Source organism: Pseudomonas synxantha BG33R (assembly GCF_000263715.2).
GTDB classification, from domain to species: Bacteria; Pseudomonadota; Gammaproteobacteria; order Pseudomonadales; family Pseudomonadaceae; genus Aquipseudomonas; species Aquipseudomonas synxantha_A.
The window spans coordinates 2,798,369-2,821,469 of the sequence record NZ_CM001514.1; the positions used below are offsets into that span (position 1 = coordinate 2,798,369).

The 23,101-nt window shown below is 61.8% G+C and carries 19 protein-coding genes; 17 read left to right on the forward strand and 2 right to left on the reverse strand.

What is annotated here, in order from left to right; translation table 11 throughout:
• Nucleotides 1–179: 179 nt before the first annotated feature.
• The 9 genes from PSEBG33_RS14895 to PSEBG33_RS14855 all read left to right on the forward strand — a co-directional run bounded on the left by PSEBG33_RS14895 (nt 180) and on the right by PSEBG33_RS14855 (nt 8,186).
• Entirely contained in the window at nt 180–1,175 is a 996-nt protein-coding gene (locus tag PSEBG33_RS14895) for an HOASN domain-containing protein (RefSeq protein WP_005787770.1), read from the forward strand.
• Between the two features lie 37 nt (nt 1,176–1,212).
• The gene (locus PSEBG33_RS14890) at nt 1,213–2,199 is read left to right on the forward strand and encodes an HOASN domain-containing protein (RefSeq protein WP_005787772.1); all 987 of its coding nucleotides are present in this window, start codon (nt 1,213–1,215) and stop codon (nt 2,197–2,199) included.
• A gap of 29 nt (nt 2,200–2,228) precedes the next feature.
• On the forward strand, nt 2,229–3,662 hold the full coding sequence (gene purB, locus PSEBG33_RS14885; protein WP_005787773.1) for an adenylosuccinate lyase: 1,434 nt from the start codon (nt 2,229–2,231) through the stop codon (nt 3,660–3,662).
• Entirely contained in the window at nt 3,662–5,110 is a 1,449-nt protein-coding gene (locus PSEBG33_RS14880; RefSeq protein WP_005787775.1) for a class-II fumarase/aspartase family protein, read from the forward strand. The genes purB and PSEBG33_RS14880 overlap by 1 nt, the downstream gene beginning before the upstream one ends.
• 38 nt (nt 5,111–5,148) lie before the next feature.
• Complete coding sequence (locus PSEBG33_RS14875; RefSeq protein ID WP_005787777.1) at nt 5,149–6,222, forward strand: class I SAM-dependent methyltransferase; 1,074 nt, start codon at nt 5,149–5,151, stop codon at nt 6,220–6,222.
• A gap of 150 nt (nt 6,223–6,372) precedes the next feature.
• Nucleotides 6,373–6,702: a hypothetical protein gene (locus PSEBG33_RS14870; protein WP_032803867.1), complete on the forward strand. Its 330-nt coding sequence runs from the start codon at nt 6,373–6,375 to the stop codon at nt 6,700–6,702.
• A gap of 89 nt (nt 6,703–6,791) precedes the next feature.
• Entirely contained in the window at nt 6,792–7,238 is a 447-nt protein-coding gene (locus tag PSEBG33_RS14865) for a GNAT family N-acetyltransferase (RefSeq protein ID WP_005787782.1), read from the forward strand.
• A gap of 4 nt (nt 7,239–7,242) precedes the next feature.
• Nucleotides 7,243–7,479: a hypothetical protein gene (locus PSEBG33_RS14860; RefSeq protein ID WP_032803493.1), complete on the forward strand. Its 237-nt coding sequence runs from the start codon at nt 7,243–7,245 to the stop codon at nt 7,477–7,479.
• 458 nt (nt 7,480–7,937) lie between these two features.
• Nucleotides 7,938–8,186 carry a DUF1652 domain-containing protein gene (locus PSEBG33_RS14855; RefSeq protein ID WP_005787786.1) on the forward strand — a complete coding sequence of 83 codons (249 nt, stop codon included), beginning with the start codon at nt 7,938–7,940 and terminating at the stop codon, nt 8,184–8,186.
• Nucleotides 8,187–8,201: 15 nt separating this feature from the next.
• Here PSEBG33_RS14855 and PSEBG33_RS14850 read toward each other — a convergent pair whose 3' ends face one another.
• Nucleotides 8,202–8,564 carry an NUDIX hydrolase gene (locus PSEBG33_RS14850; RefSeq protein ID WP_005787788.1) on the reverse strand — a complete coding sequence of 121 codons (363 nt, stop codon included), beginning with the start codon at nt 8,562–8,564 and terminating at the stop codon, nt 8,202–8,204.
• Between the two features lie 126 nt (nt 8,565–8,690).
• On the opposite strand from PSEBG33_RS14850, the gene PSEBG33_RS14845 reads away from it, so the two are divergent.
• From PSEBG33_RS14845 to uvrA, 8 genes are all read left to right on the forward strand, one after another.
• Nucleotides 8,691–9,668, forward strand: a complete 978-nt coding sequence (locus tag PSEBG33_RS14845) for a Gfo/Idh/MocA family protein (RefSeq protein WP_005787790.1) — start codon at nt 8,691–8,693, stop codon at nt 9,666–9,668.
• Between the two features lie 43 nt (nt 9,669–9,711).
• Nucleotides 9,712–10,341 (forward strand): ribonuclease T2 family protein, encoded by a 630-nt coding sequence (locus tag PSEBG33_RS14840; protein ID WP_005787792.1) that lies wholly within the window; start codon nt 9,712–9,714, stop codon nt 10,339–10,341.
• A gap of 522 nt (nt 10,342–10,863) precedes the next feature.
• Nucleotides 10,864–11,481: a transcriptional repressor LexA gene (gene lexA, locus PSEBG33_RS14835; protein WP_032803494.1), complete on the forward strand. Its 618-nt coding sequence runs from the start codon at nt 10,864–10,866 to the stop codon at nt 11,479–11,481.
• A complete protein-coding gene (gene imuA, locus PSEBG33_RS14830) occupies nt 11,481–12,095 on the forward strand; it encodes a translesion DNA synthesis-associated protein ImuA (protein ID WP_005787796.1) in 615 nt (204 codons plus the stop codon). Before lexA ends, imuA begins: the two co-directional genes overlap by 1 nt.
• 7 nt (nt 12,096–12,102) lie before the next feature.
• A complete protein-coding gene (locus PSEBG33_RS14825; protein WP_005787798.1) occupies nt 12,103–13,518 on the forward strand; it encodes a Y-family DNA polymerase in 1,416 nt (471 codons plus the stop codon).
• Nucleotides 13,519–13,537: 19 nt separating this feature from the next.
• Nucleotides 13,538–16,609: an error-prone DNA polymerase gene (locus PSEBG33_RS14820; protein ID WP_005787800.1), complete on the forward strand. Its 3,072-nt coding sequence runs from the start codon at nt 13,538–13,540 to the stop codon at nt 16,607–16,609.
• Nucleotides 16,610–16,710: 101 nt separating this feature from the next.
• Nucleotides 16,711–18,423: an ATP-binding protein gene (locus PSEBG33_RS14815; protein ID WP_005787802.1), complete on the forward strand. Its 1,713-nt coding sequence runs from the start codon at nt 16,711–16,713 to the stop codon at nt 18,421–18,423.
• On the forward strand, nt 18,420–20,939 hold the full coding sequence (gene uvrA, locus PSEBG33_RS14810) for an excinuclease ABC subunit UvrA (RefSeq protein ID WP_005787804.1): 2,520 nt from the start codon (nt 18,420–18,422) through the stop codon (nt 20,937–20,939). The genes PSEBG33_RS14815 and uvrA overlap by 4 nt, the downstream gene beginning before the upstream one ends.
• A gap of 58 nt (nt 20,940–20,997) precedes the next feature.
• Here uvrA and tkt read toward each other — a convergent pair whose 3' ends face one another.
• Complete coding sequence (gene tkt / locus PSEBG33_RS14805) at nt 20,998–23,055, reverse strand: transketolase (RefSeq protein ID WP_005787806.1); 2,058 nt, start codon at nt 23,053–23,055, stop codon at nt 20,998–21,000.
• Nucleotides 23,056–23,101: the final 46 nt, after the last annotated feature.

A 23,101-nucleotide genomic window follows, 5' to 3' on the forward strand; every position in this document is an offset into this window, starting at 1 on the left:
TGATCCAGCATCCTGGTCGGCCCTGAGGCCGCCATCGGGAGCAAGCCCCCTCCCACATTACCCCTGGCAACTCCCTCCAAAAAGAAATTTCCTACAGGTGTTGACCTTGCCACTACAGGAACCTTTAGGCTTTTTTCCGTGTACGCCAAATCACAAAAACAAGAATCAAGGGGTTATCAATGGATACTGCTACCCTGCAACAACGCTCGGATTCCCATCGGTTTGCCACGGCTTCAACGCTGATGGCCAACGCCCTGGAACCCGGTGCCAATTACGCCCAGCTCACCCGTGCCCTCGAGGCACTGCTCACGCTGACCCGCCAGGGCCTTTCGGGAGATGCCGACGCCTACGCCCACTACCAGTCAGCTCTGCTGCAACTGCACATCCCGGGTGAGCCGCGCACTGAGCCGACCCGCCGCTGGATGGCCAGCGAGGTCTACCGCGTCGAAGATGAGTTCGCCGCCGACCTGCCGGGCTTCACCGCGTTGCCGGTGGATGAGTTCCGCCAGTTGGTCGACGCTGAAATCGCCGCGCGCAGCCGGGTCAACCACCCCATGTCGGTGCACCTGTTCCAGGGTACGCCGCCTGTGCAAGATGTGCGGTTCTTCCTGGAGCATCACTGGACCCGCTCCTACAACTTTTACAGCCTGCTGGCCGAACTGGCCTTTCGCTTTGAAGCGATCGAAGACGCCTCGGTGTTCTACCGCAACCTTTACGGTGAAGCGGGTGCCGAGACGCCGGAGCGTTCGCACCCGGCGATGCTGGCCCATCTGATGGAATATTTCGATATTGCGCTGGCGATTGATTTTCCTGCGCTGCATCCGTTGGAAAAGGCCTACCTCAATAATCGCATTCGCTGCGTGCGCCACACCGATGTCGCCTGGGGGCTTGCACTGCTCTATGCGGTGGAGTCAGTCAGTTGCGTCAACCATCGGCGCATCTACGAGCTGTTGCAGCGCCTCGACGTTCCGCAGCAACCCAGTGAGTTCCATCGCCTGCATGGCACCCAGGATGAGATCGATACCGAGGAGATGTGGGCACTGATTGCCAAGTTTGCCGGCGATGAAGGCTTCCAGCGCACGTTCATGCGCGCGTTGAAACGTCACTTCGAAATCAACAAGGCCTACTTCGACAGTTTGTGGCAGCAGATGCAGGCACAGCGCCTGTCTGCCTGAACCCTGTGATCGCAGAACAACAATAATGGAGCACATGATGAGCCCACGTAATTTCTCGCAGCCGCAGTTGCAGAATATCCACACCGCCGAAGCCCGCTTGTTGGCCGAAGCGCTGAAGCCCGAGGCAACGTTCAATCGCATCGAGATTGCCGCCAATATGCTGAGCGGCCTGTGCGAGTCCGGCTTGCAGGGCGACGCCGCAAATGCGGCGCAGTGCCAGCAATTGCTGTATATCCTTTCGCTGAGCGATGACGTTGCCAGCGCCTCGACCCGCCGCTGGCTGGCCAATGCCATCTATCGCGTGCAAGAGCGCTTCATGCCCTCGGTGGATCTGGCATCGCCCTTGTCCGAAACCGGCTTTCAGCAACGCCTGGAAGAACAAATTGCCGCGCAATCGCGAGAGCATCACCCGATGTCGCAGTATGTGTTTGAGGGCAAGGCTTCCCGCGAACAACTGCAGGTGTTTCTGCGCCATCAATGGTTCCGCACCTACCGCCTGTACCGTGATGCCGCCGACCTGTTGGTCAACCTGACCGACGTCGACGAGGCTGCCGCACTGGGCCGTTATCTGTACGGCGAATTGGGCGAAGAAGACGAGCAGCGCTCCCACCCTCGGTTGTTGGCCAAGCTCCTCGCCGCCATTGGCCTGACCGCTGATTTCGAAGCCATCTCGACCATGCCCGAAGAAATCGCCTACCTGAACAACCGCGCGCGGTGTTTCCGTAACCCCGATGTCGGCTGGGGCCTGGCGGTGTTCTATATCACCGAGCTGGTGGTGCCCGGCAATCACGGCAAGCTGTACAACGCTTTGCGCAACGCGGGCTTGAGCCAGGACGACGCGCAGTACTACGAAGTGCATATCAGCCTGGTGCCGCCGCGGGCCAAGCGTGAATGGGCGTTGATTTCACGCCGTATTCCGGACCTCGGGTTCCAGAACGCGTTTCTGACCTCGCTGGCCGAGCATTTTCGGCTGGAGCGGGCTTATTACGATGCGGTCTGGGAAGAAATGCAGCGCGTGAAATAGCCCTCCCTGGACAACGCGAGTACCCCGACATGCCAAGTCATATCACTGAATCCCGTATCCACGGGGGCGCTTACTCGTCCCCGGAATTTGCCGCGATCTTCTCTGATGCCAATCAGGTGCAGAAGTGGCTCGATGTTGAAACAGCACTGGCGGCGACCCAGGCGCAGATGGGCATCATCCCCCCTGAGGCCGCGCGGGAAATCGCCCGGGTCGCCAGTGTGGAACTGCTGGACCTTGATGCCCTGGGACGCCAAAGCATGGAAACCGGGCATATCCTGGTGCCGACCCTTCGCGCACTGGAGGCCCTGTGCGCCGATGGCCTGGGTGAATACGTGCACTACGGCGTAACCACCCAGGACATCCTCGACACCGGCCTCATGTTGCAGGTCCGCGATGCCTGGGGCCTGGTGTTGCAGCGTTTGCGCGCTATCCGTGGGCATTTGCTCAAGCTTGCGCTGCGGCACAAACACACACCGATGGTCGCCAGGACCCACGGGCAACAAGCGCTGCCCACCACGTTCGGCTACAAGGTGGCGGTGTGGGTCGATGAGATCGATCGACACCTTGAGCGTTTTGACGAAGCCTATGCCCGGGTCATGGTGGGCAATCTCACCGGCGCCGTGGGCACCCTGGCCGGCCTTGGCCCGCAGGGTCTGGAGGTGCAGCGCCGGACTCTGGAAAGCCTCGGCCTGGCGGCACCGTTGAGCAGTTGGCACAGCGCCCGCGACCGCATTCTGGAGGCGGCGTGGTTGCTGGTGCAGGCATCGGCAACCCTGGGCCGGGTTGCCAATGAGATCTACCACCTGCAACGCACCGAGATTGATGAAGTGCGCGAAGGGCGACGGGCAGGGCAGGTGGGGAGCAGCACCATGCCCCACAAGCACAACCCGTCGACGGTGGATTTGATCAGCGCGCTGTCGCGCCTGGTGCGTGCGCAGATGCTTGCGCTCACCGACGCGGCATTCCAACTGCATGAGCGAGACGGCACCACCTGGCGGATTGAATGGGCGGCCTTGCCGGAGCTGTTCATCTACGCCGGGGCCTTGCTCGCCCGTATGGAAGGCGTACTGCTGGCCGGCCTGGACGTGCGTGAAGCACGGATGCGCAGCAACCTGGACATGCTCGGCGGGCTGATCCTGTCGGAACGCATCATGCTCGCGCTGGCGCCGCGTCTGGGCAAGCAGACGGCCCATTACCTGATCCACGACATCGCCCTGCAGGCCCAAGGTTTGGGCGGTTCTTTTCGCGAAGCCTTGCTCAGCGATCAACGTCTGCACGGCTGTTTCACCCGCCAGGCACTCGACGACCTGCTTGACCCGGCCGCCTACACCGGGTTGGCGGCGGAGATGGTCGAACTGGTGGCCAATAAAACAATCCCCCGCTGTTCAAGCGATGGCCTTGAGGCGGTGATGGCAACCCAAGGCAATACCAGTCAGTCCCAGTACGCTATGGAGGGTATGTAATGGATGCGCAAACGTTGGAAGCGGTAGCCCGTGCGTCTTGCACCGCACGCACCGAACACCTGGGCCTTGATCATGAAGGCGAGCAATGCCGCCATGAACACAGCCACATTCTCGACTCGAAAACCCACGGTTCAGGCTATGCCGGCCCGCAGAGCCGCAAGATCTTCTGCAGTCACTGTCGCTTGCAACGCTGGCTGGATGTGGAAGCCGCGCTGGCCATGGCTCAGGCCGATGTGAATATCATCCCGCGCGAGGCCGCCCTGGAAATCGAAAAAGCCGCCTTGCTGTCGGGCATCAATGTGCGTCAGTTGGCCGACGGTGTGGCAGCCACCGGCCATTCGCTGATGCCGTTGCTGAGCGCCCTGCAAAAAAATTGCAGCCCAAGCGCCCGCGAGTACGTGCACTACGGCGCCACCACCCAGGATATCCAGGACACCGCCCAGTCCCTGGAAATGCGCGACGTCCTCGACGCGATGGACCAGGCCCTGGAGACCTTGCTCGGCAAGTTGTCGACCCTGGCCGATGCGCACCGTGACTCGCTCATGGTGGCCAGGACTCACTCGATCCCGGCGTTGCCGACCACCTTCGGGCTGAAGGTCGCCGGCTGGATCGATGAACTGTTGCGGCATCGCCAGCGCCTGGTCGAAGCGCGTCAGCGTGTGCTGGTGGTGCAGCTGTTCGGCGGGGTTGGCACCATGGCGGCGTTCGGCCCGGAAGCGATACCGATGCTGGAACGCTTTGCGCAGCGTCTGTCGCTGCAAGTGCCGCTGACGGGGTGGCACGTGTCCCGTGACCGCGTCGCGGAGTTTGTCAGCACCCTGGCCATGGTCACGGCCTCCTTGGCCCGTGTGGCCGATGAGATCCGCACGCTCAATCGCTGGGAAATCGCTGAAGTGGAAGTGGGCTGGAGCGACCAGCAGATCGGCAGCAGCACCATGCCGCACAAACGCAACCCCGAAGGCTGCGAGCAAGTGGTGGTGTTGGCGCGGCTGGCCAAGGCCCAGGTCATGCTGGCCCTGGACGCGATGATCCTCGAACACGAGCGTGATTACCGCGGCACACGCCTGGAATGGTGTGCGGTGGCGGACGTTTCTCACTATGCGCTGATGGCGCTGTCGATCCTGACCGACACCATCGACGGGCTCACCGTTAACGTCAAAAAGATGGAGGGCACTGCCCATGCCTACGGCGATGCGATCTGCACCGAAGCGGTGGTGTTCGAAATGGCGCGCAAGCTGGGCAAGAGCAGCGCCTACCAGATCATCTTTGAAGTGTCCCAGGCCAGCCAGCGTGATCACGTATCGATCCGCGCCGCAATCGAAGCCGACGCCCGGGTGCTTGCCGTCATGAATGCAGGCGCTTTGGCGCGACTGTTCGAGCCGAGAACTCACCTGGGCATGTCCGAACACATCGTCGATAACGTGCTGTCCAAACTGGCGGCGCGTTGATCACTGAACAGACTTACACAATCATCAAGGAGCGACAGATGTCCAAACTTATGGAAGTTGATCAAGCCAAGGTTCAACAGTTTTCGGCGCGCATAATGGAGGATTACGGCAACACGCTGCGCGGCGCCATGCTCTACATCGGCGACCAGTTGGGTTTGTTCAAGGCACTGGCCGATGGCGAGGCCGTCACCCTGGAACAATTGGCGCACAAGACCGGCTACAACGCCCGCTACTTGCGTGAATGGCTGGGCAGTATGGTCACCGGCAATTATGTGACCTATGACGCGCAAACTCGCCAATACCGGATGCCCGCTGAATTTGTGCCGGTACTTGCCGATGAAGACTCGCCGTATTTCGCCGGTGGCATCATCCAGTTGAGCGTGCCGTTCGTGAGCATGGCACCCAAAGTCATCGAAGCCTTCCGCCATGGCGGTGGCTGTGCCGAAGAAGCGTTCCCGCTGGAAACCTGGAAAGGCATGGAGCGCATGACCATGCCTTGGTACAAGCACTACTTGGTCCAGCACTGGATCCCGTCCCTGGACGGCGTCGAAGAGAAGCTCAAAACCGGCGGCAGTGTGCTGGATTTCGGCTGCGGCGCGGGCCTGGCGGCGATCACTATGGCCAAGGCTTACCCCGAGGCGCGCATCGTCGGCTGCGATTTCCACTTGCCTTCCATCGAGTTGGCGCGCGCCAACGCCGAGGCGGCTGGGGTGGGCGACCGGGTGCAATTCGAGGTCAACGATTCGGATGCCCTGCGCGGACAGCAGTTCGACTTCGTGACCACTTTCGTGGTGATCCACGACGCCACTGACCCCCAGCAAATGCTCAAGGACCTGCGCGCCGCCACGGCCAAAGACGGCACCTACCTGATGGTAGAACTCAACCTGTCCGAAGAGCTGCACGAGAACATGAACCTGTTCGGCCGCGTCATGTACCCGCAGAGCACCCTCTATTGCATGACCTGCTCGCTGTCCCATGGCGGGGAAGGGCTGGGAGCGTTCATGGGCGAGAAACGTGCGCGCCAGATGGCGCAGGCGGCCGGTTTCAGCCATTTCCGCAAAGTCCCCTCGGAGTGGCCGCCGATGCCGGCGCTATTCGAGCTCAAACCTTGATGTGAGCTTGCTGTGGCGAAGGCGCTTGCACCCTCGCCACGGTGCGCAGCGTTCCCGAAATATTGCGCAATAAGGCAATTTAATGGCCCCTTTGTAACAAAATCCTCGCCAAAATCACTTTTATTTTCAGGTGGTTAGGCGGGGATGCAAATGCGCACTGTTGGAATGATGCTGATTGCCTGCTCCCTGGCGGGGGGCGCGACCACCGTACAGGCTCGGGAGTTGCGCGAGGGCGACAAGTACATGTGCAGTTGGGGCGCGGGCACAGCTGCCAGGGCTCAGGAGTTGAAGTTGTCCGGAGTGTCGCTGTATGCCGCTCGGCAGAAGATCCAGACCATCAAGTTCAACAAATCCTGGATGCGCATGATGGCCATGGGGATTACCGAGCAAACCTATGACAGCCACTCAAGACTGAAGCCGGAGGCGATCCGCAAAAGTTTTTACCAGGATTGCCTGCGCTACAAAGTCGCACGTAAATAAGCCGAAGCCGTTTAACGGCGCTTACAAATCCCCCACAAACCCTGTGTGAGTATTTGCATACAATTGCGCACTTCTTCATGGAGGCTTGTATGCGAGTGCTTATTCGAGCGGCGACAGCCGATGATGTCGACACGCTGTGTGCTATTCGCACCTCGGTGGTGCAAAACCATCTGAGCCTTGAGCAGATGGCCGAACGGGGGATCACGCCGCCGGTACTGATCGACGCGTTACGCCAAGCGCCTTGCGCCTGGATCGCCGAAGTCAACGGCCAGGCCGCCGGATTTTCCATGGTTGATCTGGATGAAGGTGAAGTGTTCGCGATGTTTGTGTTGCCTACACACGAGAACCTGGGCCTGGGACGGCAACTGATGGCAGTGGCTGAAGCCGCTTTGTTTGAACGCCACGACAGGCTGTACCTGATCACTGACGGGCGTGGTGAAGTCCGTGCCAACGGTTTCTATCAACACCTGGGCTGGTCCAACGTCGGCCCGGTTGATGGCGACGATGTTCGCTACGAAAAGAGCAGGGCGCCGTAAGGTCATGAATGCCCCAAAACCCACATCCTCCAGCGGCTTGCTGTATCTCGCCGTGGGGGTGCTGTGCCTCGCGGCGCTGCTGGGGTTCTATTTCGTTCAACTCAACGCCCAGGTGGACCGCCAGCGTGAAGAGGCCGCTGAGCGCCTGGCGCTTTGTCGGCACATGGAGACCGTCGTGGAGGTGAGCGCTGCCAGGCGCGCTGAACTTCAACAGACGTGCAAGCAATTGAATGAACAGTGATTGAACAGTGTGCCGTACCTAATCAATAACCCTTTTTTATAGATGGACTTATGGCACGGGTATAACCGTTACTTGCACCAAAAAGTGGCACTCATTGTTCCCGTTACCTTAAAAAACATGTGGTTATTGAATGACTTACAGCGCTTTCAATCCGACGAAAGGATTAAAATAATCTTGTTACACGTTTTTACAGTCGCTACTATAGCCGGGCGTTCACCTCCCACGGTTTATGCATTTTTAAATCCCAAGTTTCCATCAGCTACTTGGGATTTTTTTTTGCCTGGAATTAAATACGGGCAATAACGGCAGCGATACGGCCTGTCATTCGAAACGCGCTCGTTGCCGGGCGAAATGAGGCATGGCTAACACTTTTGCATCAATCGTCCGGCCTGCGACAAAACCTCATCTACGCTGTTTGGATCACAACCACCAGGTAGGCCCGCACAAGGGCGCTTGTCATGATCTCGATCGTCGAACTCAACCGCATCATGGCCTCGGGGTTCCAGCCTCTTTGCTGCGACTGCACCTTGAACAGCGATGGCTCGTTGCGCATCAGCATCTATGAGCCGCAGTCCGGTCGCGTCGATCTTTTGTTGACGTGCGTATCCCCTGAGGGCCTGGACAGCATCCGTTCCATCTCAAACCTGATTGGTGAGTTGCGTGCCGAGATCAAGGCCGGGCGCCGTGGGTTTGCGGCGGTGGGTTAGTGGCTGTGCGCGGCGTCAGAGGCGCCGCAGGAAGGATTTGACGATGTGACGGGTGGCGTCGGTGGTGTCCAGTTCGTCCAGGGCGCTGTAGGCGTACCACTGGCAGGCAACGATTTCGTTGCACGGCCGCGCCTCCTCGATATTCACCACCGAGGCCTCGAACACGTGGTGCAGCGTGTCGCGGGCCTTCAGTTCTTGCAAGTACAGCAAGCCATCGACGCTTAATCCGGTTTCTTCTTCCAGCTCGCGTTCGGCGGCGCCCACCGGGCGTTCGTTGCGTTCTACCTTGCCGCCCGGCAAGGCCCACTTTGATCTGGCCTTGCGCACGAAGAGAATATGCCCTTCATGTTCGCAAATGACGGTTGCCCTAATTTTCATCGTATGTGCCCCCGCGCCGGATGAATGTCACAAAAGTGTAATGCAAATGTCATGCTAAGTGGTTATGGCGTGCCGGGTTCTGTATGTGGATACTGCCCGATTGACGAAGACGAACGAGGGCATTCGATGAAGACCATACGCTGGGGCATGATCGGCTGTGGCAGTGTCACTGAGTTAAAGAGTGGACCCGCTTTCTACAAAGCGCCAGGTTCGGCATTGGTGGCCGTGATGGGGCGGCGTATCGAGGCGGTGCGCGATTATGCGACGCGGCACGGTATCGCGCGTTTTTATACCGATGCCCAGGCACTGATCAATGACCCTGAGGTGGATGCGGTCTACATCGCCACACCGCCCGACAGTCACCTTGAATACAGCCTGATGGTGGCAGCGGCGGGCAAGCATTGCTGCGTCGAAAAGCCCATGTCGCTGAATGCCGAGCAGAGCGCATTGATGCAACGCACCTTCGAGCGCGCCGGGCTGCACCTGTTTGTTTCCTACTATCGGCGTTCGTTGCCGCGCTTTCAGCAAGTGCGCAGCTGGTTGCAGGAAGGTCGTATCGGTGAGTTGCGGCACCTGACCTGGACCCTGTGCAAGCCTGCCGCTGCAACTGATGGCAACGCCGCCAATTGGCGCACCGATCCGGCCATTGCCGGTGGCGGCTATTTCGCCGACCTGGCCAGCCACGGGTTCGACCTGTTCCAGTACCTGGCCGGGGATATTGTCGAGGTCTCAGGCTTTTCCGCGCGTCAGGCCGGGCGCTACGCGGCAGAGGATGCCGTGACGGCCTGCTGGACCTTCGCCAATGGTGCCTTGGGCATGGGCTGCTGGAACTTCGTGGCGGACCGTCGCGAAGACCGTGTCGAATTGATCGGCAGCCGTGGCCGCATTCAGTTTTCAGTGTTCGAGGACCAGCCATTGCGCCTGGAAGGCGAAACCAGCGAGGTGTTGGAAGTGCCGTGCCATGCGCATATCCAGTGGCACCACGTACTGGGCATGAATGCGCATATTCGCGGGGACGCCGAACATCCGTCGCTGGCGATCGAGGCGTTGAAGACCGATATCATCCTGGACAAGGTGTTGCAACGTTACTCCAACCATCCCTAGCTGCCGCGATAGCGTGAGACTTCATTTTTAAAGGAATACCGGGATGAAATACTGGATGGTGTTGTGGCTCCTGATCGCCACAGTTGCAACTGCGGCGCCGCGTGACCAAGGGCTGCCGGGGGAGTTTGACTTTTATGTGCTGTCGTTGTCGTGGTCACCGACCTTCTGCTTGACGCACCCAGGCAATGAACAGTGCACGGGCAAGGGCTATGGGTTTGTGTTACACGGCTTGTGGCCGCAATACGTGCGGGGAGGGTGGCCGGCCTCCTGTGCGCCACAGTCACGCTTGAATGACGAGGAAATGGACAAGGGCGCGTCAATGTTTCCAACCCGTGCGCTGCTCAAGCACGAGTGGGCCAAGCATGGCACCTGCAGCGGGCTCGAACCGCTGGAGTATCTGGACAAGACCGACACGGCACTCGGCGCGGTGGTCATTCCGCCGCAACTGCAGCCATTCAATACACCACCGTCGCTACAGGCGCGTGAGATTGAGGACTTGTTTCGCGAGAGTAACCCGCGCATGGGCAATCACGGCTTGGCAGTGATCTGCAAGGGCAAGGTGCTGTCGGAGGTACGCGTGTGCCTGACCAAGGAGCTGGCATTCACCGGGTGCCCGCGCAGTGTAAAAAGCCAATGTCGTAGCGGTGATATTCGCATTCCGACGCAGCGCTGAGCTCAATTGCGGGAGCCAGGTTAAAGCCAACACTGATCTTGTGGGAGGGGGCTTGCTCCCGATGGCGGCCTCAGGGCCGACCAGGATGCTGGATCAGACCGAGTACATATCCGTTATTTGGGTAACGGCTGCTATTGGTTCCGCTCTTACAGCGGCTCACTTTTGAAAAGCGCAAAAGTAAGCAAAACGCTCTTGCCCCACCACTCGGCACCTCGCCCAGGCTCGGTGTGCCCGTAATCCGCCATGGATTTGGGGGGCCGCCGCCACGCGCCATCCATGGCGCGGGGCGGCTAAACCGGCATCCCTGCCGGTTTACCCCCCAAATCCCTGTCGAATTCCGGCCAGCGTGGTTTGACGGGGCGCCTGAGATCAAAAGCAGATCAAGAGCAAGATCGGCTCGCTTCGCATCGTGGTTACGGGGTGTGCGGAAGCTATAAAGTTGTGTAGATATTTATGCGGTGATGACCAGGCAGTTGGTCGCCGACTGACGGTTATTGTCAGAAATTTCCCACAGGAGTACAAATGTACTCCATGACAAACCTGACTCCCCGCCGTACCGCCATCCTGACTTTCATTCGCGAGCGCATCGCGCACCAAGGTCAGCCCCCCAGCCTCGCCGAGATCGCCGAGGCGTTCGGCTTCGCCTCGCGCAGCGTCGCCCGCAAGCATGTGGTGGCCTTGACCGAAGCCGGTTTCATTGAGGTCAACCCCAACCAGGCCCGTGGTATTCGTTTGCTCAATCAACCCGCGCGTCCCGAGTGGCTGGATGTGCCGGTACTTGGCCGCGTGGCGGCTGGCCGGCCCATCGGTGCCGATGCGGACGTGCACAGCCACTTGCAACTGGATCCGGCCACTTTCGCCAAGACCCCTGACTACCTGCTGCGAGTACAGGGTGATTCGATGATCGAAGACGGCATTCTCGACGGCGATCTGGTGGGCGTACGTCGCAGTGCCGAAGCCTTGAACGGGCAGATTGTGGTGGCGCGTCTGGACGGTGAGGTCACCATCAAGCGCTTCGAGCGCAACGGCGAGCGGGTGCGTTTATTGCCGCGCAACCCGGCATATCAACCCATTGTGGTCGGCCCCGACCAGGACTTGGCCATCGAAGGGGTGTTCTGTGGCCTGGTGAGGCAAGGCTGATGGGCGCCGTAGTTGCCCTGGACTCGCTGTTCAATGGCGGGCGAGTCTGGAAGGGCCGGCCCGCCGCACCACCGGCCAGCGTGCACCCCACGGGGCTGGCGGCGCTGGATGCGGTGCTGCCCACTGGCGGCTGGCCGGAAGCGGCCTTGAGTGAAATCCTCATGGCCAAGGACGGGGTGGGCGAATTGCAACTGGTGCTGCCAACCCTGGCGCGCTTGTCGGCCCTGGGTGAGCGTATTGTGCTGGTGGCGCCGCCCTATACGCCGTATCCCCATGCCTGGCAGAACGCCGGGGTAGATGTGCGTCAGCTTTCCATTATCCAGGCCCAGGAGCGCGATGCGCTGTGGGCGGTGGAACAATGCCTGCGCTCCGGCAGTTGCGGTGCGGTGTTGTGCTGGCCGCGCAAGGCCGATGATCGGGCCTTGCGGCGTTTGCAGGTGGCGGCGGAAACCGGACAGACCCTGGCATTTGCCTGGCGCTCCTTGAATGAGGCGGTCAATGCCTCGCCCGCGGCCTTGCGCCTGGCGGTCGAGGCAAAGCCTGCACAAGTGCGCGTGCTCAAGTGCCGGGGCGGGTTGGCCCATCCGGCACCGATTGCCCTGGCGGGGCATTGAGGTTGCCATGCGTTGGGTCTGTATCGTATTCCCGCAATTGGCGCTGGACGGGGCGCAGCGTGTGCATCCCGAACCCGACCAGCCTCTGGCACTGCTGGCCGGCACGCCGCAGCGGCGGGTGCTGCAAACCGTCAACGCCGCCGCCCGTGCCCTGGGCTTGCGCCCTGGTCAATCGTTGACGGCAGCCCATGCCCTGGCCAAGGGCTTTGCCTGTGTGGAATACGACCCTCTGGAAATCGAACGCTTGCAGCAGTTGCTTGCCGCCTGGGCCTACCGTTTCAGTTCCCAGGTCAGCCTGTATTACCCGCGCGCCTTGTTGTTCGAGATCGAATCGAGCCTGGGCCTGTTCGGGCCCTGGTCGCAGTTCGAGGCGCGCTTGCGCAAGGAGTTGACCGACCTTGGCTTTCGTCACCGCATCGTCGCAGCGCCCAACCCGGCGGCGGCGCGGGTGTTGGCAAACCTTTACGATGGCCTGGCCGTGGCCGATGACAACGCCTTGATGCAGGCCCTGGCGCCACTGCCTGTCGACCGCGCCGGTCTTGACCCGCAGGCCGCCACCGCCTTGTCACGCATGGGCCTGCGCACCCTGGCCCAGGTGCAGGCATTGCCGCGGCATACCCTGGCGCGACGCTTTGACGCCAGCCTGCTCAAGCACCTCGACGCCCTGAGCGGGCAACGCCCCTTGGCCCTGGCGTTCTATCAGCCGCCGGACCAGTTCGAGGCGCGCATCGAGTTGAACTTCGATGTGCAATCCCACCAGGCCTTGCTGTTTCCATTACGGCGCTTGACCGGCGATTTGTCGGCCTTCCTTTGCGGGCGCGACAGTGGCGTGCAGGGCTTTGACCTGCACCTGGAACATGCCCAGGCGCCCGACAGCGTGATCAAGGTGGGCTTGCTCAGTGCCGAGCGTGAGCCTTTGATGCTGTTCGAACTGGCCCGTGGGCGCCTGGAGCAGGTCCAGGTCACCTCGCCGGTGCGCGGTTTGCGCCTGGTGGCCGAGGACTTGCCGGTGTTCGTGCCCCAGCGCCAGGACCTGTTCGACGACCGCCCGCAGCAAACCCTGCCGTGGGAACAATTGCGCGAACGCCTGCGCGCGCGCCTGGGGGATGAGGCGGTGCAGGGCTTGCGCTTTCACGCCGACCATCGCCCCGAATGTGCCTGGCAAGCCGCGACCGACAGCCGTCCATGCCCGAGCTTGAACAAGGTGCGGCGCCCCGGCTGGTTGTTGTCCGAACCGACGCTGCTGGCCGAGCAGGGCGTGCACATTCTGATGGGCCCGGAGCGCATCGAATCCGGCTGGTGGGATGGCGCCGATATCCGCCGCGACTATTACCTGATCCAGACCCGCGCCGGCCAGCAAGGCTGGGCCTACCGCAATGTGGGGTGCAGCGATGGACTGTGGCTGCAAGGCTGGTTTGCATGAACCCTGGAGCGAGTCGCGCATGAGTTACGCCGAACTGCATTGCCTGTCCAACTTCAGCTTCCAGCGCGGTGCCTCCAGTGCACTGGAGCTGTTCCAGCGGGCCAAACACCAGGGCTACAGCGCCCTGGCAATCACTGATGAATGCACCTTGTCGGGCATCGTACGGGCCTGGCAAGCAGCGAAAGCGGTGGATTTGCCGCTGATTATCGGCAGTGAAGTGCGCATCGAAAACGGCCCCAAACTGGTGCTGCTGGTGCAAGACCTCAACGGCTACCAGCATCTGTGCCGTCTGATCACCCTGGCCCGTCGCCGTGCTGAAAAAGGCCGTTACCGCCTGCTGCAGGAAGACTTCGAGCAACCATTGCCCGGCCTGTTGGCGCTGTGGGTGGCGCAGGACCATGACACCCAGGCCTCGATCCAATGGCTGTGCCGCACTTTCAACGGGCGCCTGTGGCTGGCAGTGCAGTTGCATTGCGGCCAGGACGATGGGCGCCACCTGGAGCAGCGCCTGAACCTGGCCGCCCGGTTGCAGATCCCGGCGGTGGCTTGCGGCGATGTGCACATGCATGCTCGTGGCCGCCGTGCCCTGCAAGATACCATGACCGCCATCCGCCATCACGTCGCGGTGGCCGACGCCGGTACCTTGTTGCATCCCAATGGCGAGCGGCACTTGCGCAGCCTCGATGCCCTGACCGCGCTGTACCCGCAAGCGCTGCTGGACGAGACCCTGGCGATTGCGCGGCGTTGTACCTTCGACCTCAGCCAGTTGCGCTATCACTACCCACGCGAACTGGTGCCGACAGGTCATGACGCCGCCTCCTGGTTGCGTGCGGTGACCGAAGAAGGCATTGCCCGGCGCTGGCCCGAGGGCGTCGATGCCAAGACCTTGCAGCAGATCGACAAGGAACTGCTGCTGATCAGCGAGTTGGGCTATGAAAGTTATTTCCTCACGGTGCACGACATCGTGCGCTTCGCCCGCAGCCGCTCGATCCTGTGTCAGGGCCGTGGCTCGGCGGCCAATTCGGCGGTGTGTTTTGCCTTGGGTATCACCGAAATCAACCCGAGCTTGAGCGACTTGCTGTTCGAGCGCTTCCTCTCCAAAGAGCGCAATGAACCGCCGGACATCGACGTAGACTTCGAGCACGAGCGCCGCGAAGAAGTGCTGCAATACGTATTCCAGCGCTACGGCCGCAATCGTGCAGCGTTGACGGCGGTGGTCAGCAGCTACCACGCCGCCGGCGCAGTGCGCGATGTAGCCAAGGCCCTCGGGCTGCCACCAGACCAGATCAACGCGCTGGCCGACTGCTGCGGGCGCTGGAGTGATGACGCGCCACCTCTTGAACGCCTGCGTGAAAGCGGTTTCGATCCGGACAGCCCACTGCTGCGCCGCGTGTTGACGCTCACCCGGCAACTGATCGGCTTTCCCCGGCACCTGTCCCAGCACCCCGGCGGTTTCGTGATTTCCGAATACCCGCTGGACACCCTGGTGCCAGTGGAAAATGCGGCCATGGCCGAGCGCACCATCATCCAGTGGGACAAGGATGACCTCGACGCCGTCGGCCTGCTCAAGGTGGATATCCTCGCCCTCGGTATGCTCAGCGCAATCCGCCGCTGTTTCGATTTGCTGCGTCGGCATCGCAACCTGGATTTGAGCCTGGCAGGCATTCCAAAGGAAGATCCGGCAACCTACGCCATGATCAGCAAGGCTGACACCATCGGCGTGTTCCAGATCGAATCGCGGGCACAGATGTCGATGTTGCCCAGGCTCAAGCCGCAAACGTTCTATGACCTGGTGATCGAAGTCGCCATCGTGCGCCCCGGGCCGATTCAGGGCGGCATGGTGCATCCGTATTTGCGCCGCAGAAACAAAGAGGAAGCAGAAACCTATCCTTCACCCGAATTGGAGGCCGTGCTCAAACGCACCCTGGGTATCCCTTTGTTCCAGGAACAAGTGATGCAGATCGCCATGGTCGCCGCCCACTACAGCCCTGGCGAGGCCGACCAGCTGCGCCGCTCCATGGCCGCCTGGAAACGTCACGGCGGCCTGGAGCCGCACCAGAAGCGGCTGCGCGACGGTATGCTCGGCAACGGCTACACCGAAGCCTTTGCCGCGCAGATTTTCGAGCAGATCAAAGGCTTTGGCAGCTATGGTTTCCCCGAGTCCCACGCGGCCAGTTTTGCCCTGTTGACCTACGCCAGTTGCTGGCTCAAGTGCCATGAGCCGGCGGCCTTTGCCTGCGCCCTGATCAATAGCTGGCCCATGGGTTTCTACAGCCCGGACCAGATCCTGCAGGACGCCCGGCGCCATCGCTTGCAGATTCGCCCGGTGGATGTGCAGGCCAGCGACTGGGATTGCAGCCTTGAGCCCATCGACGGCCAGCAACCGGCGATTCGTATGGGCTTGCGCATGATCTCGGGGTTTCGCGAGGACGACGGGCGGCGTATCGAAGCCGCACGCCAGCGGCAACCGTTCAGCGACATCGCCGACCTGGACGCACGCGCCGGCCTGGATGCCCGGGGCCAGGCGCTGCTGGCGGATGCCGGTGCCTTGCGCGCCCTGGCCGGCAACCGACACCAGGCGCGCTGGGACGTGGCCGGTGTGCACAAGCAGTTGGGCTTGTTTGCCGGCCAGCCAGGTCAGGATGAAACCGTGGTGGCATTACCCGCGCCCAGCGTAGGCGAGGACCTGCAAGCCGATTACGCCACGCTGGGCACCACCCTTGGGCCGCACCCCTTGGCCTTGTTGCGCGCCGAGCTGCGCAAGCGACGCTGCCGCAGTTCCCAGGAGTTGCTGGCGGTGGAGCATGGGCGCAATGTGAGCATCGCCGGGTTGGTGACCGGTCGCCAGCGCCCCGGTACGGCAAGTGGCGTGACCTTTGTCACCCTCGAAGATGAGTTCGGCAACCTCAATGTAGTGGTCTGGCGCGACCTGGCCGAGCGCCAGCGCCGGGCGCTGGTGGGGTCACGTCTGCTCAAGGTGGATGGGCGCTGGGAGGCGGTGGGCGAGGTGCGGCATTTGATCGCAGGGCGCTTGACCGATTTGACGCCGCTGTTGGATGGAATGGTGGTGCGCAGCCGGGATTTTCATTGAGTTCAGTGGTTTCTGCATTCCAGCGTTCACAAGATGAAACCATCCACCGTCGGCGCGCTCCAAAACTTGCGATCGTCTTCTCCTGCGCACAGAGCCCAATGATGCAATTTTTATCCAACCCCCACGGCTGTGAAGGCTGGGCCGGCGAAATGGCTCAGCGGATACGCACCTTTGACTGGTCAACTACCGACCTTGGCCCTTTGGATCAGTGGTCCACAAGCCTGGCTTGCACCGTGCAAATGATGCTGGCCTCACCCGTGCCGATGGTGATGCTGTGGGGGCGGGCGGGGTACATGATCTACAACGACAGCTATTCGGCATTTGCCGGCGGGCGCCATCCTTACCTGCTGGGTACGCCGGTGGAACTGGGCTGGCCGGAAGTGGCCGAGTTCAATCGGCATGTGGTGGATACGTGCCTGGCGGGCGGTACCTTGTCGTTCAATAACAAGGAACTGGTGTTGTCGCGGCACGGCCGACCGGAAAGCGTGTGGCTGGATCTCTACTACAGCCCGGTGGCGGGTGACAACCAGCAGCCGGCCGGCGTGCTGGCGATTGTGGTGGAAACCACCGAGCTGGTGAAGTCCGAGCGGGTGCGCCAGGAGCTTACCCATAATCTGGAGCAACGCGTGGCCGCCGAGGTGCAGGCGCGCTCTGCCGCCGAAGACCAGTTGCGCCAGTCACAAAAGCTGGAAGCGATTGGCGGCCTGACCGGGGGCGTGGCCCATGACTTCAATAACCTGCTGCAAGTGATCGCCGGCAATCTGCATTTGCTTGCCCGGCATGAGCCGGACAATTGCCAGGTGCAACGTCGCGTGACCGCGGCCATCGCGGCAGTCGAGCGCGGGGCCAAGTTGTCATCGCAATTGCTCGCGTTTGCCCGTCGCCAACCGTTATCACCCGCGGTGTACAACCCGCAGCGCATCTATGCCGGCCTGGGCGAGTTGCTGCAACGGGCGCTGGGGGAAACCATCCATATCGACGTGCAATTGCCCCTGGACTCCTGGTGCATCAATGTCGACCGCAACCAGCTGGAAAATGCCTTGCTCAACCTGGCAATCAACGCCCGGGATGCCATGCAGGGCGAAGGGGTGATTCGGATCACCGGGGAAAACATCATCCTCAACCCTGACGATTGCATCGGCAAAAGCATCAAGCCCGGCGAGTACGTGCGCCTGGCGGTGGCCGACACCGGTGTGGGCATGTCCCAGGCCACCCTCAAGCGCGCCTTCGAACCCTTCTTTACCACCAAACGCGAAGGCCACGGCACCGGTCTGGGGCTGAGCATGGTGTTTGGTTTTGTGCGCCAAAGCGGCGGCCACGTGGATATGTGGAGCGAGGAGGGCAAGGGTTCGGTTGTGCAGATGTATTTCCCCCACAGCCTGGAGCCCGAGTGCCTCGACGACTACAGTGACGTAGACCTGCAAGGAGGCGGCCAGGAAACCATCCTGGTGGTCGAGGACAACGAAGGCGTGCGCCTGACGGTGGTCGAGTTGCTGCAGCAGTCGGGTTACACCGTATTGACCGCCGAAGATGGCGACCGCGCGATGCAGGTGTTGCAGCGTGGCGCAGCGCCGGACTTGATCTTCACCGACGTGGTGATGCCAGGCCGGGTCAAGAGCACTGACCTGGCCACTTGGGCGCGTACGCAGAACCCGCCGGTGGCGGTGCTGTTCACCTCCGGCCACACCCGCGACATCCTGTCCTCCAATCATTTGCTCAGCGCCGACATCCACCTGCTGAGCAAACCCTACAGCCCCGAGGCCCTGACTCAACGCGTGCGCAGGGTGCTCAGTGCAAGACAAGGTTGCCCATGACATCACAGCGCAACATCCCTGCGGTTACCGCCCGGCAACCGGGCTTTGTCAGGGTGCGTGGCGCCCGTGAACATAATCTGCGTAACGTCGATGTGGATATTCCACGCGATGCCCTGGTGGTGTTTACCGGGGTATCCGGCTCCGGCAAATCGTCCCTGGCGTTTTCCACCGTGTATGCCGAGGCGCAGCGTCGCTATTTCGAATCGGTGGCGCCCTATGCGCGGCGCTTGATCGACCAGGTGGGCGTGCCGGATGTGGACAGCATCGAGGGCTTGCCGCCGGCGGTGGCCCTGCAACAGCAACGCGGCACGCCGAGTGCGCGCTCTTCGGTGGGCAGCGTCACTACCCTGTCGAGCTTGATCCGTATGCTGTATTCACGCGCCGGCAGCTACCCGCCGGGGCAGGCCATGCTGTATGCCGAGGACTTTTCCCCGAACCTGCCCCAGGGCGCGTGTCCGCAATGCCATGGCTTGGGTCGCGTGTATGAAGTGACCGAAGCGTTGATGGTGCCCGATCCGTCCTTGAGCATCCGCCAGCGTGCGGTGGCGTCCTGGCCGCTGGCCTGGCAGGGTCAGAACCTGCGCGACATCCTCGTGACCCTGGGCTATGACGTCGACATCCCCTGGCGTGACCTGCCGAAAAAACAGCGCGACTGGATCCTGTTCACCGAAGAAACCCCCACCGTGCCGGTATACGCCGGCTTCACCCCGCAGCAGACCCGCGATGCGTTGAAACGCAAGCTCGAACCCAGCTACCAGGGCACTTTCAGCGGCGCACGGCGCTACATCCTGCACACCTTCGCCCATACCCAAAGCGCACTCATGAAAAAGCGCGTGTCGCAGTTCATGCAGGGCAGTGCCTGCCCGTTATGCCACGGCAAGCGCCTGACTCAGGCGGCACTGTCGGTGAAGTTTGCCGGGGTGGATATCGGAGAGTTGTCGCAACTGTCCCTGGCGCAATTGGCTCAATTGCTGCGGCCGGTGGCGGCGGGGCAGGACAAGATGAAATTGTCGGTGGAAAAGCGCCTGGCAGCCCAACGCATCGCCCAGGACTTGCTCGAACGGGTGAACACCCTGATCGAATTGGGCCTGGGCTATCTGTCGCTGGAGCGCAGCACGCCGACCTTGTCCTCCGGGGAGTTGCAGCGTTTGCGCCTGGCGACCCAGCTGGGCTCGCAGTTGTTCGGTGTCATCTATGTGCTGGACGAGCCCTCGGCGGGCCTGCATCCGGCGGATGGCGAAGCGTTGTTCAGTGCGCTTGAGCGCTTGAAGGCCGCGGGCAATTCATTGTTTGTAGTGGAGCACGACTTGGAAACCATGCGCCGCGCCGACTGGTTGATCGACGTGGGCCCGGCAGCCGGTGAACATGGCGGGCAGGTGCTGTACAGCGGGCCGCCTGCGGGGTTGGAGGCTATCGAGGCGTCGCAGACCCGTGAATACCTGTTTGCTCCACAGCGCCCGGCCAACGTGGCGCGGCGCGCGCCCACTGCCTGGCTGAAGCTCGAAGGCGTGACGCGCAATAACCTCGATGACCTGAAGGTGGACTTCCCGCTGGGCTGCTTTACCGCGGTAACCGGTATTTCCGGCTCGGGCAAATCCAGCCTGGTCAGCCAGGCGTTGCTGGAACTGGTGGCCACGGGCCTTGGGCGCGTGCTGGAAAATGACGACGAGCCAAGCCTGGAAGACGCTGCACCGCAAGCCAGTGGCGGGCGCATCAGTGCCGGGCTGGAACACATTCGCCGCCTGGTGCAGGTAGACCAGAAACCTATCGGCCGCACGCCGCGCTCTAACCTGGCGACCTACACCGGGTTGTTCGACAACGTGCGCAAGCTGTTCGCCGCTACGCCGGCGGCCAAGAAACGCGCTTACGACGCCGGGCAGTTTTCGTTCAACGTCGCCAAGGGGCGGTGCCCGAACTGTGAGGGTGAAGGCTTTGTCAGCGTTGAACTGCTGTTTATGCCCAGCGTGTACGCGCCGTGCCCCACCTGCCACGGTGCACGCTACAACCTTGAAACCCTGGCGATCAAATGGCAGGGTTTGAACATCGCCCAGGTACTGGGCTTGACGGTCGAGCAGGCAGTGGACGTCTTTGCCGAGCAGCCTGGCGTACTGCGCTCGTTGCAGGTGCTGCGCGATATCGGCCTGGGCTATCTGCGCCTTGGCCAGCCGGCCACCGAACTGTCCGGCGGTGAAGCCCAGCGCATCAAGCTCGCCAGCGAACTGCAACGCAACGCCCGCGGCGCTACGTTGTATGTGCTCGACGAGCCGACCACCGGCTTGCACCCCAAGGATGTCGACCGCTTGCTCAGCCAGTTGAATCAACTGGTCGATGCGGGGCATACCGTGGTTGTGGTCGAGCATGAGATGCGCGTGGTGGCCCAGAGTGACTGGGTCATTGATATCGGGCCGGGGGCAGGGGACCTGGGCGGGATGGTGGTGGCGTGTGGTACGCCGCACAAGGTTGCCAAAAGCAAGCACAGCCGAACCGCGCCTTATCTAACCCAGGCGCTGATCTAGCAGTTGTTGATGACCAAATGTGGGAGGGAGCAAGCCCCCTCCCACATTAAGCCAAGCGCTAGTCAGTGAGATTATGCTGGATCTGCTCCTTGGCCAGCTTCACCACATTCTCCACGGTAAACCCGAACTTCTCCTGCAACTTGGCCAATGGCGCCGACGCGCCAAAGCTGTTCATCACCACCTTGGCACCGGTTTGCCCGACATAGCGATCCCAACCCAGGGGCCCCGCCTGTTCCACCACCACCCGCGCTTTTATCGCAGGCGGCAAGACGCTGTCGCGGTAGGCTTGATCCTGGTCTTCAAACAACTCCCAACTCGGCATCGATACCACTTGCGCGGCCACGCCTTCGCCCTTGAGTTGCTCGTAAGCAGCCACCGCCAGGCTGACCTCACTGCCTGTCGCGATCAGAATGACTTCAGGCTTATCCGCAGCGGCCAATACATAGGCACCTTTGGCCGCACCTGAGGCGCACGCATACTGGGTGCGATCCAGGGTTGGCAGCGCCTGACGCGACAGCACCACGCAGCTTGGCCGATGGGTTTGCGCCAGGGCCACCTTCCACAACTCCAGGGTTTCATTGGCGTCGCCCGGGCGTAGGGTCAGCAGCCCCGGCGTGGCGCGCAGTTGGGTCAGGTGTTCGATCGGTTGGTGCGTCGGCCCGTCTTCACCCACGCCGATGGAATCATGGGTAAACACGAAAATCACCGGCAATTCCATGATCGCCGCCAGGCGGATCGGTGGTTTCATATAGTCGCTGAACACCAGGAAGGTCGAGGTGTACGGGCGCAGGTAGGACAGTGCCATGCCATTGGCAATTGCGCCCATGGCGTGCTCGCGGATGCCGAAGTGCAGGTTTCGCCCGCTGTAGTCATCGGCGCTGAAGCGCCCGGCGCCGTCGAACGTCAGGTTGGTTTTGGTCGACGGCGACAGATCCGCCGAGCCGCCCAGCAACCAGGGGATCTGTTGGGCGAAGGCATTCAATACCTCGCCGCCGGAGGCCCGGCTGGCGACGCCCTTGGCATCGGCGGCGAAGCTGGGCAGGTGCGCCTGCCATTGCTCGGGCATTTCGCCGGCGCGCATTCGGTGCAGTTCATCGGCACGTTGCGGGTCGAGGGATGCCAGGGTCTGGTTCCATTCGGCGAACAGCGGTTCGGCGCGTTCGTAGAGGGCATCACGCAGTACCGTGCGGGCTTCGTCGGGCACCAGGAAGCTCGAATCCTGCGGCCAGCCATAGGCAGCCTTGGTCAGGCGAATCTCGTCTTCGCCCAGAGGCTCGCCGTGGGCGGCTGCGGTGTTGTGCTTGTGCGGCGAGCCATAGCCGATCACGCTGTCGACCACGATCAGGGTCGGCGCGCCGGTATTGGCCTTGAAGGTTTCCAGCGCCACGCTCAACGCCTGCAAGTCATTGGCGTCGGTGACGTGCTGGGTGTGCCAGCCGTAGGCCTGGAAGCGCTTGATCACGTCTTCGCTGAAGGCCAGTTCAGTGTGCCCCTCGATGCTGATGGTGTTGTTGTCGTAGATCCAGCACAGGTTATCCAGCTTCAAGTGGCCGGCCATCGAGGCCGCCTCGCTGCTGATGCCTTCCATCATGTCGCCGTCACCGCACAGGGTGTAGACGTCGTAGTCGAACAGCACCTGGCCGTCGCGGTTGAAGCGTTCGGCCAGCCAACGCTGGGCCATGGCCATGCCCACGCTGTTGGCGCAGCCCTGGCCGAGCGGGCCGGTGGTGGTTTCCACGCCGGTGGTCATGCGGTATTCGGGGTGGCCTGGGGTCTTGGAACCCATCTGCCGGAACTGCTTGATATCGTCGAGGCTGATGGCCGGCTGGCCAGAGCGCTGGCCGTGGGCGTCAATCTCCACCACACCGGCCAGATGCAACAGCGAATACAGCAGCATCGACGCATGCCCCACTGACAACACAAAACGGTCACGGTTAGGCCAATCGGGATGTTCGGGGTGATAACGCAGGAAGCGACTCCACAACGTATAACCCACCGGCGCCAGGCCCATGGGCGTGCCCGGATGCCCGGAATTGGCCTTCTGTACAGCGTCCATGGCCAGGGTGCGAAGCGTGTTGATGCATTGAGTGTCGGCAGCAGTGGCAGCGTGATTCATGAAACCTGTCTCCCTCGGGTGGCGATCTACAGTGGAGGGCAGGGCA

Bases quoted from the DNA above. Each gene is read 5' to 3' on its own strand.
- PSEBG33_RS14875 (WP_005787777.1), top strand. From the start codon at position 5,149: ATGTCCAAACTTATGGAAGTTGATCAAGCCAAGGTTCAACAGTTTTCG.
- PSEBG33_RS14820 (WP_005787800.1), top strand. From the start codon at position 13,538: ATGAGTTACGCCGAACTGCATTGCCTGTCCAACTTCAGCTTCCAGCGC.
- PSEBG33_RS14870 (WP_032803867.1), top strand. From the start codon at position 6,373: ATGCGCACTGTTGGAATGATGCTGATTGCCTGCTCCCTGGCGGGGGGC.
- PSEBG33_RS14880 (WP_005787775.1), top strand. From the start codon at position 3,662: ATGGATGCGCAAACGTTGGAAGCGGTAGCCCGTGCGTCTTGCACCGCA.
- PSEBG33_RS14840 (WP_005787792.1), top strand. From the start codon at position 9,712: ATGAAATACTGGATGGTGTTGTGGCTCCTGATCGCCACAGTTGCAACT.
- PSEBG33_RS14825 (WP_005787798.1), top strand. From the start codon at position 12,103: ATGCGTTGGGTCTGTATCGTATTCCCGCAATTGGCGCTGGACGGGGCG.
- PSEBG33_RS14895 (WP_005787770.1), top strand. From the start codon at position 180: ATGGATACTGCTACCCTGCAACAACGCTCGGATTCCCATCGGTTTGCC.
- PSEBG33_RS14890 (WP_005787772.1), top strand. From the start codon at position 1,213: ATGAGCCCACGTAATTTCTCGCAGCCGCAGTTGCAGAATATCCACACC.
- uvrA (WP_005787804.1), top strand. From the start codon at position 18,420: ATGACATCACAGCGCAACATCCCTGCGGTTACCGCCCGGCAACCGGGC.
- PSEBG33_RS14815 (WP_005787802.1), top strand. From the start codon at position 16,711: ATGCAATTTTTATCCAACCCCCACGGCTGTGAAGGCTGGGCCGGCGAA.
- tkt (WP_005787806.1), bottom strand. From the start codon at position 23,055: ATGAATCACGCTGCCACTGCTGCCGACACTCAATGCATCAACACGCTT.
- PSEBG33_RS14850 (WP_005787788.1), bottom strand. From the start codon at position 8,564: ATGAAAATTAGGGCAACCGTCATTTGCGAACATGAAGGGCATATTCTC.
- lexA (WP_032803494.1), top strand. From the start codon at position 10,864: ATGTACTCCATGACAAACCTGACTCCCCGCCGTACCGCCATCCTGACT.
- purB (WP_005787773.1), top strand. From the start codon at position 2,229: ATGCCAAGTCATATCACTGAATCCCGTATCCACGGGGGCGCTTACTCG.
- imuA (WP_005787796.1), top strand. From the start codon at position 11,481: ATGGGCGCCGTAGTTGCCCTGGACTCGCTGTTCAATGGCGGGCGAGTC.
- PSEBG33_RS14855 (WP_005787786.1), top strand. From the start codon at position 7,938: ATGATCTCGATCGTCGAACTCAACCGCATCATGGCCTCGGGGTTCCAG.
- PSEBG33_RS14865 (WP_005787782.1), top strand. From the start codon at position 6,792: ATGCGAGTGCTTATTCGAGCGGCGACAGCCGATGATGTCGACACGCTG.
- PSEBG33_RS14860 (WP_032803493.1), top strand. From the start codon at position 7,243: ATGAATGCCCCAAAACCCACATCCTCCAGCGGCTTGCTGTATCTCGCC.
- PSEBG33_RS14845 (WP_005787790.1), top strand. From the start codon at position 8,691: ATGAAGACCATACGCTGGGGCATGATCGGCTGTGGCAGTGTCACTGAG.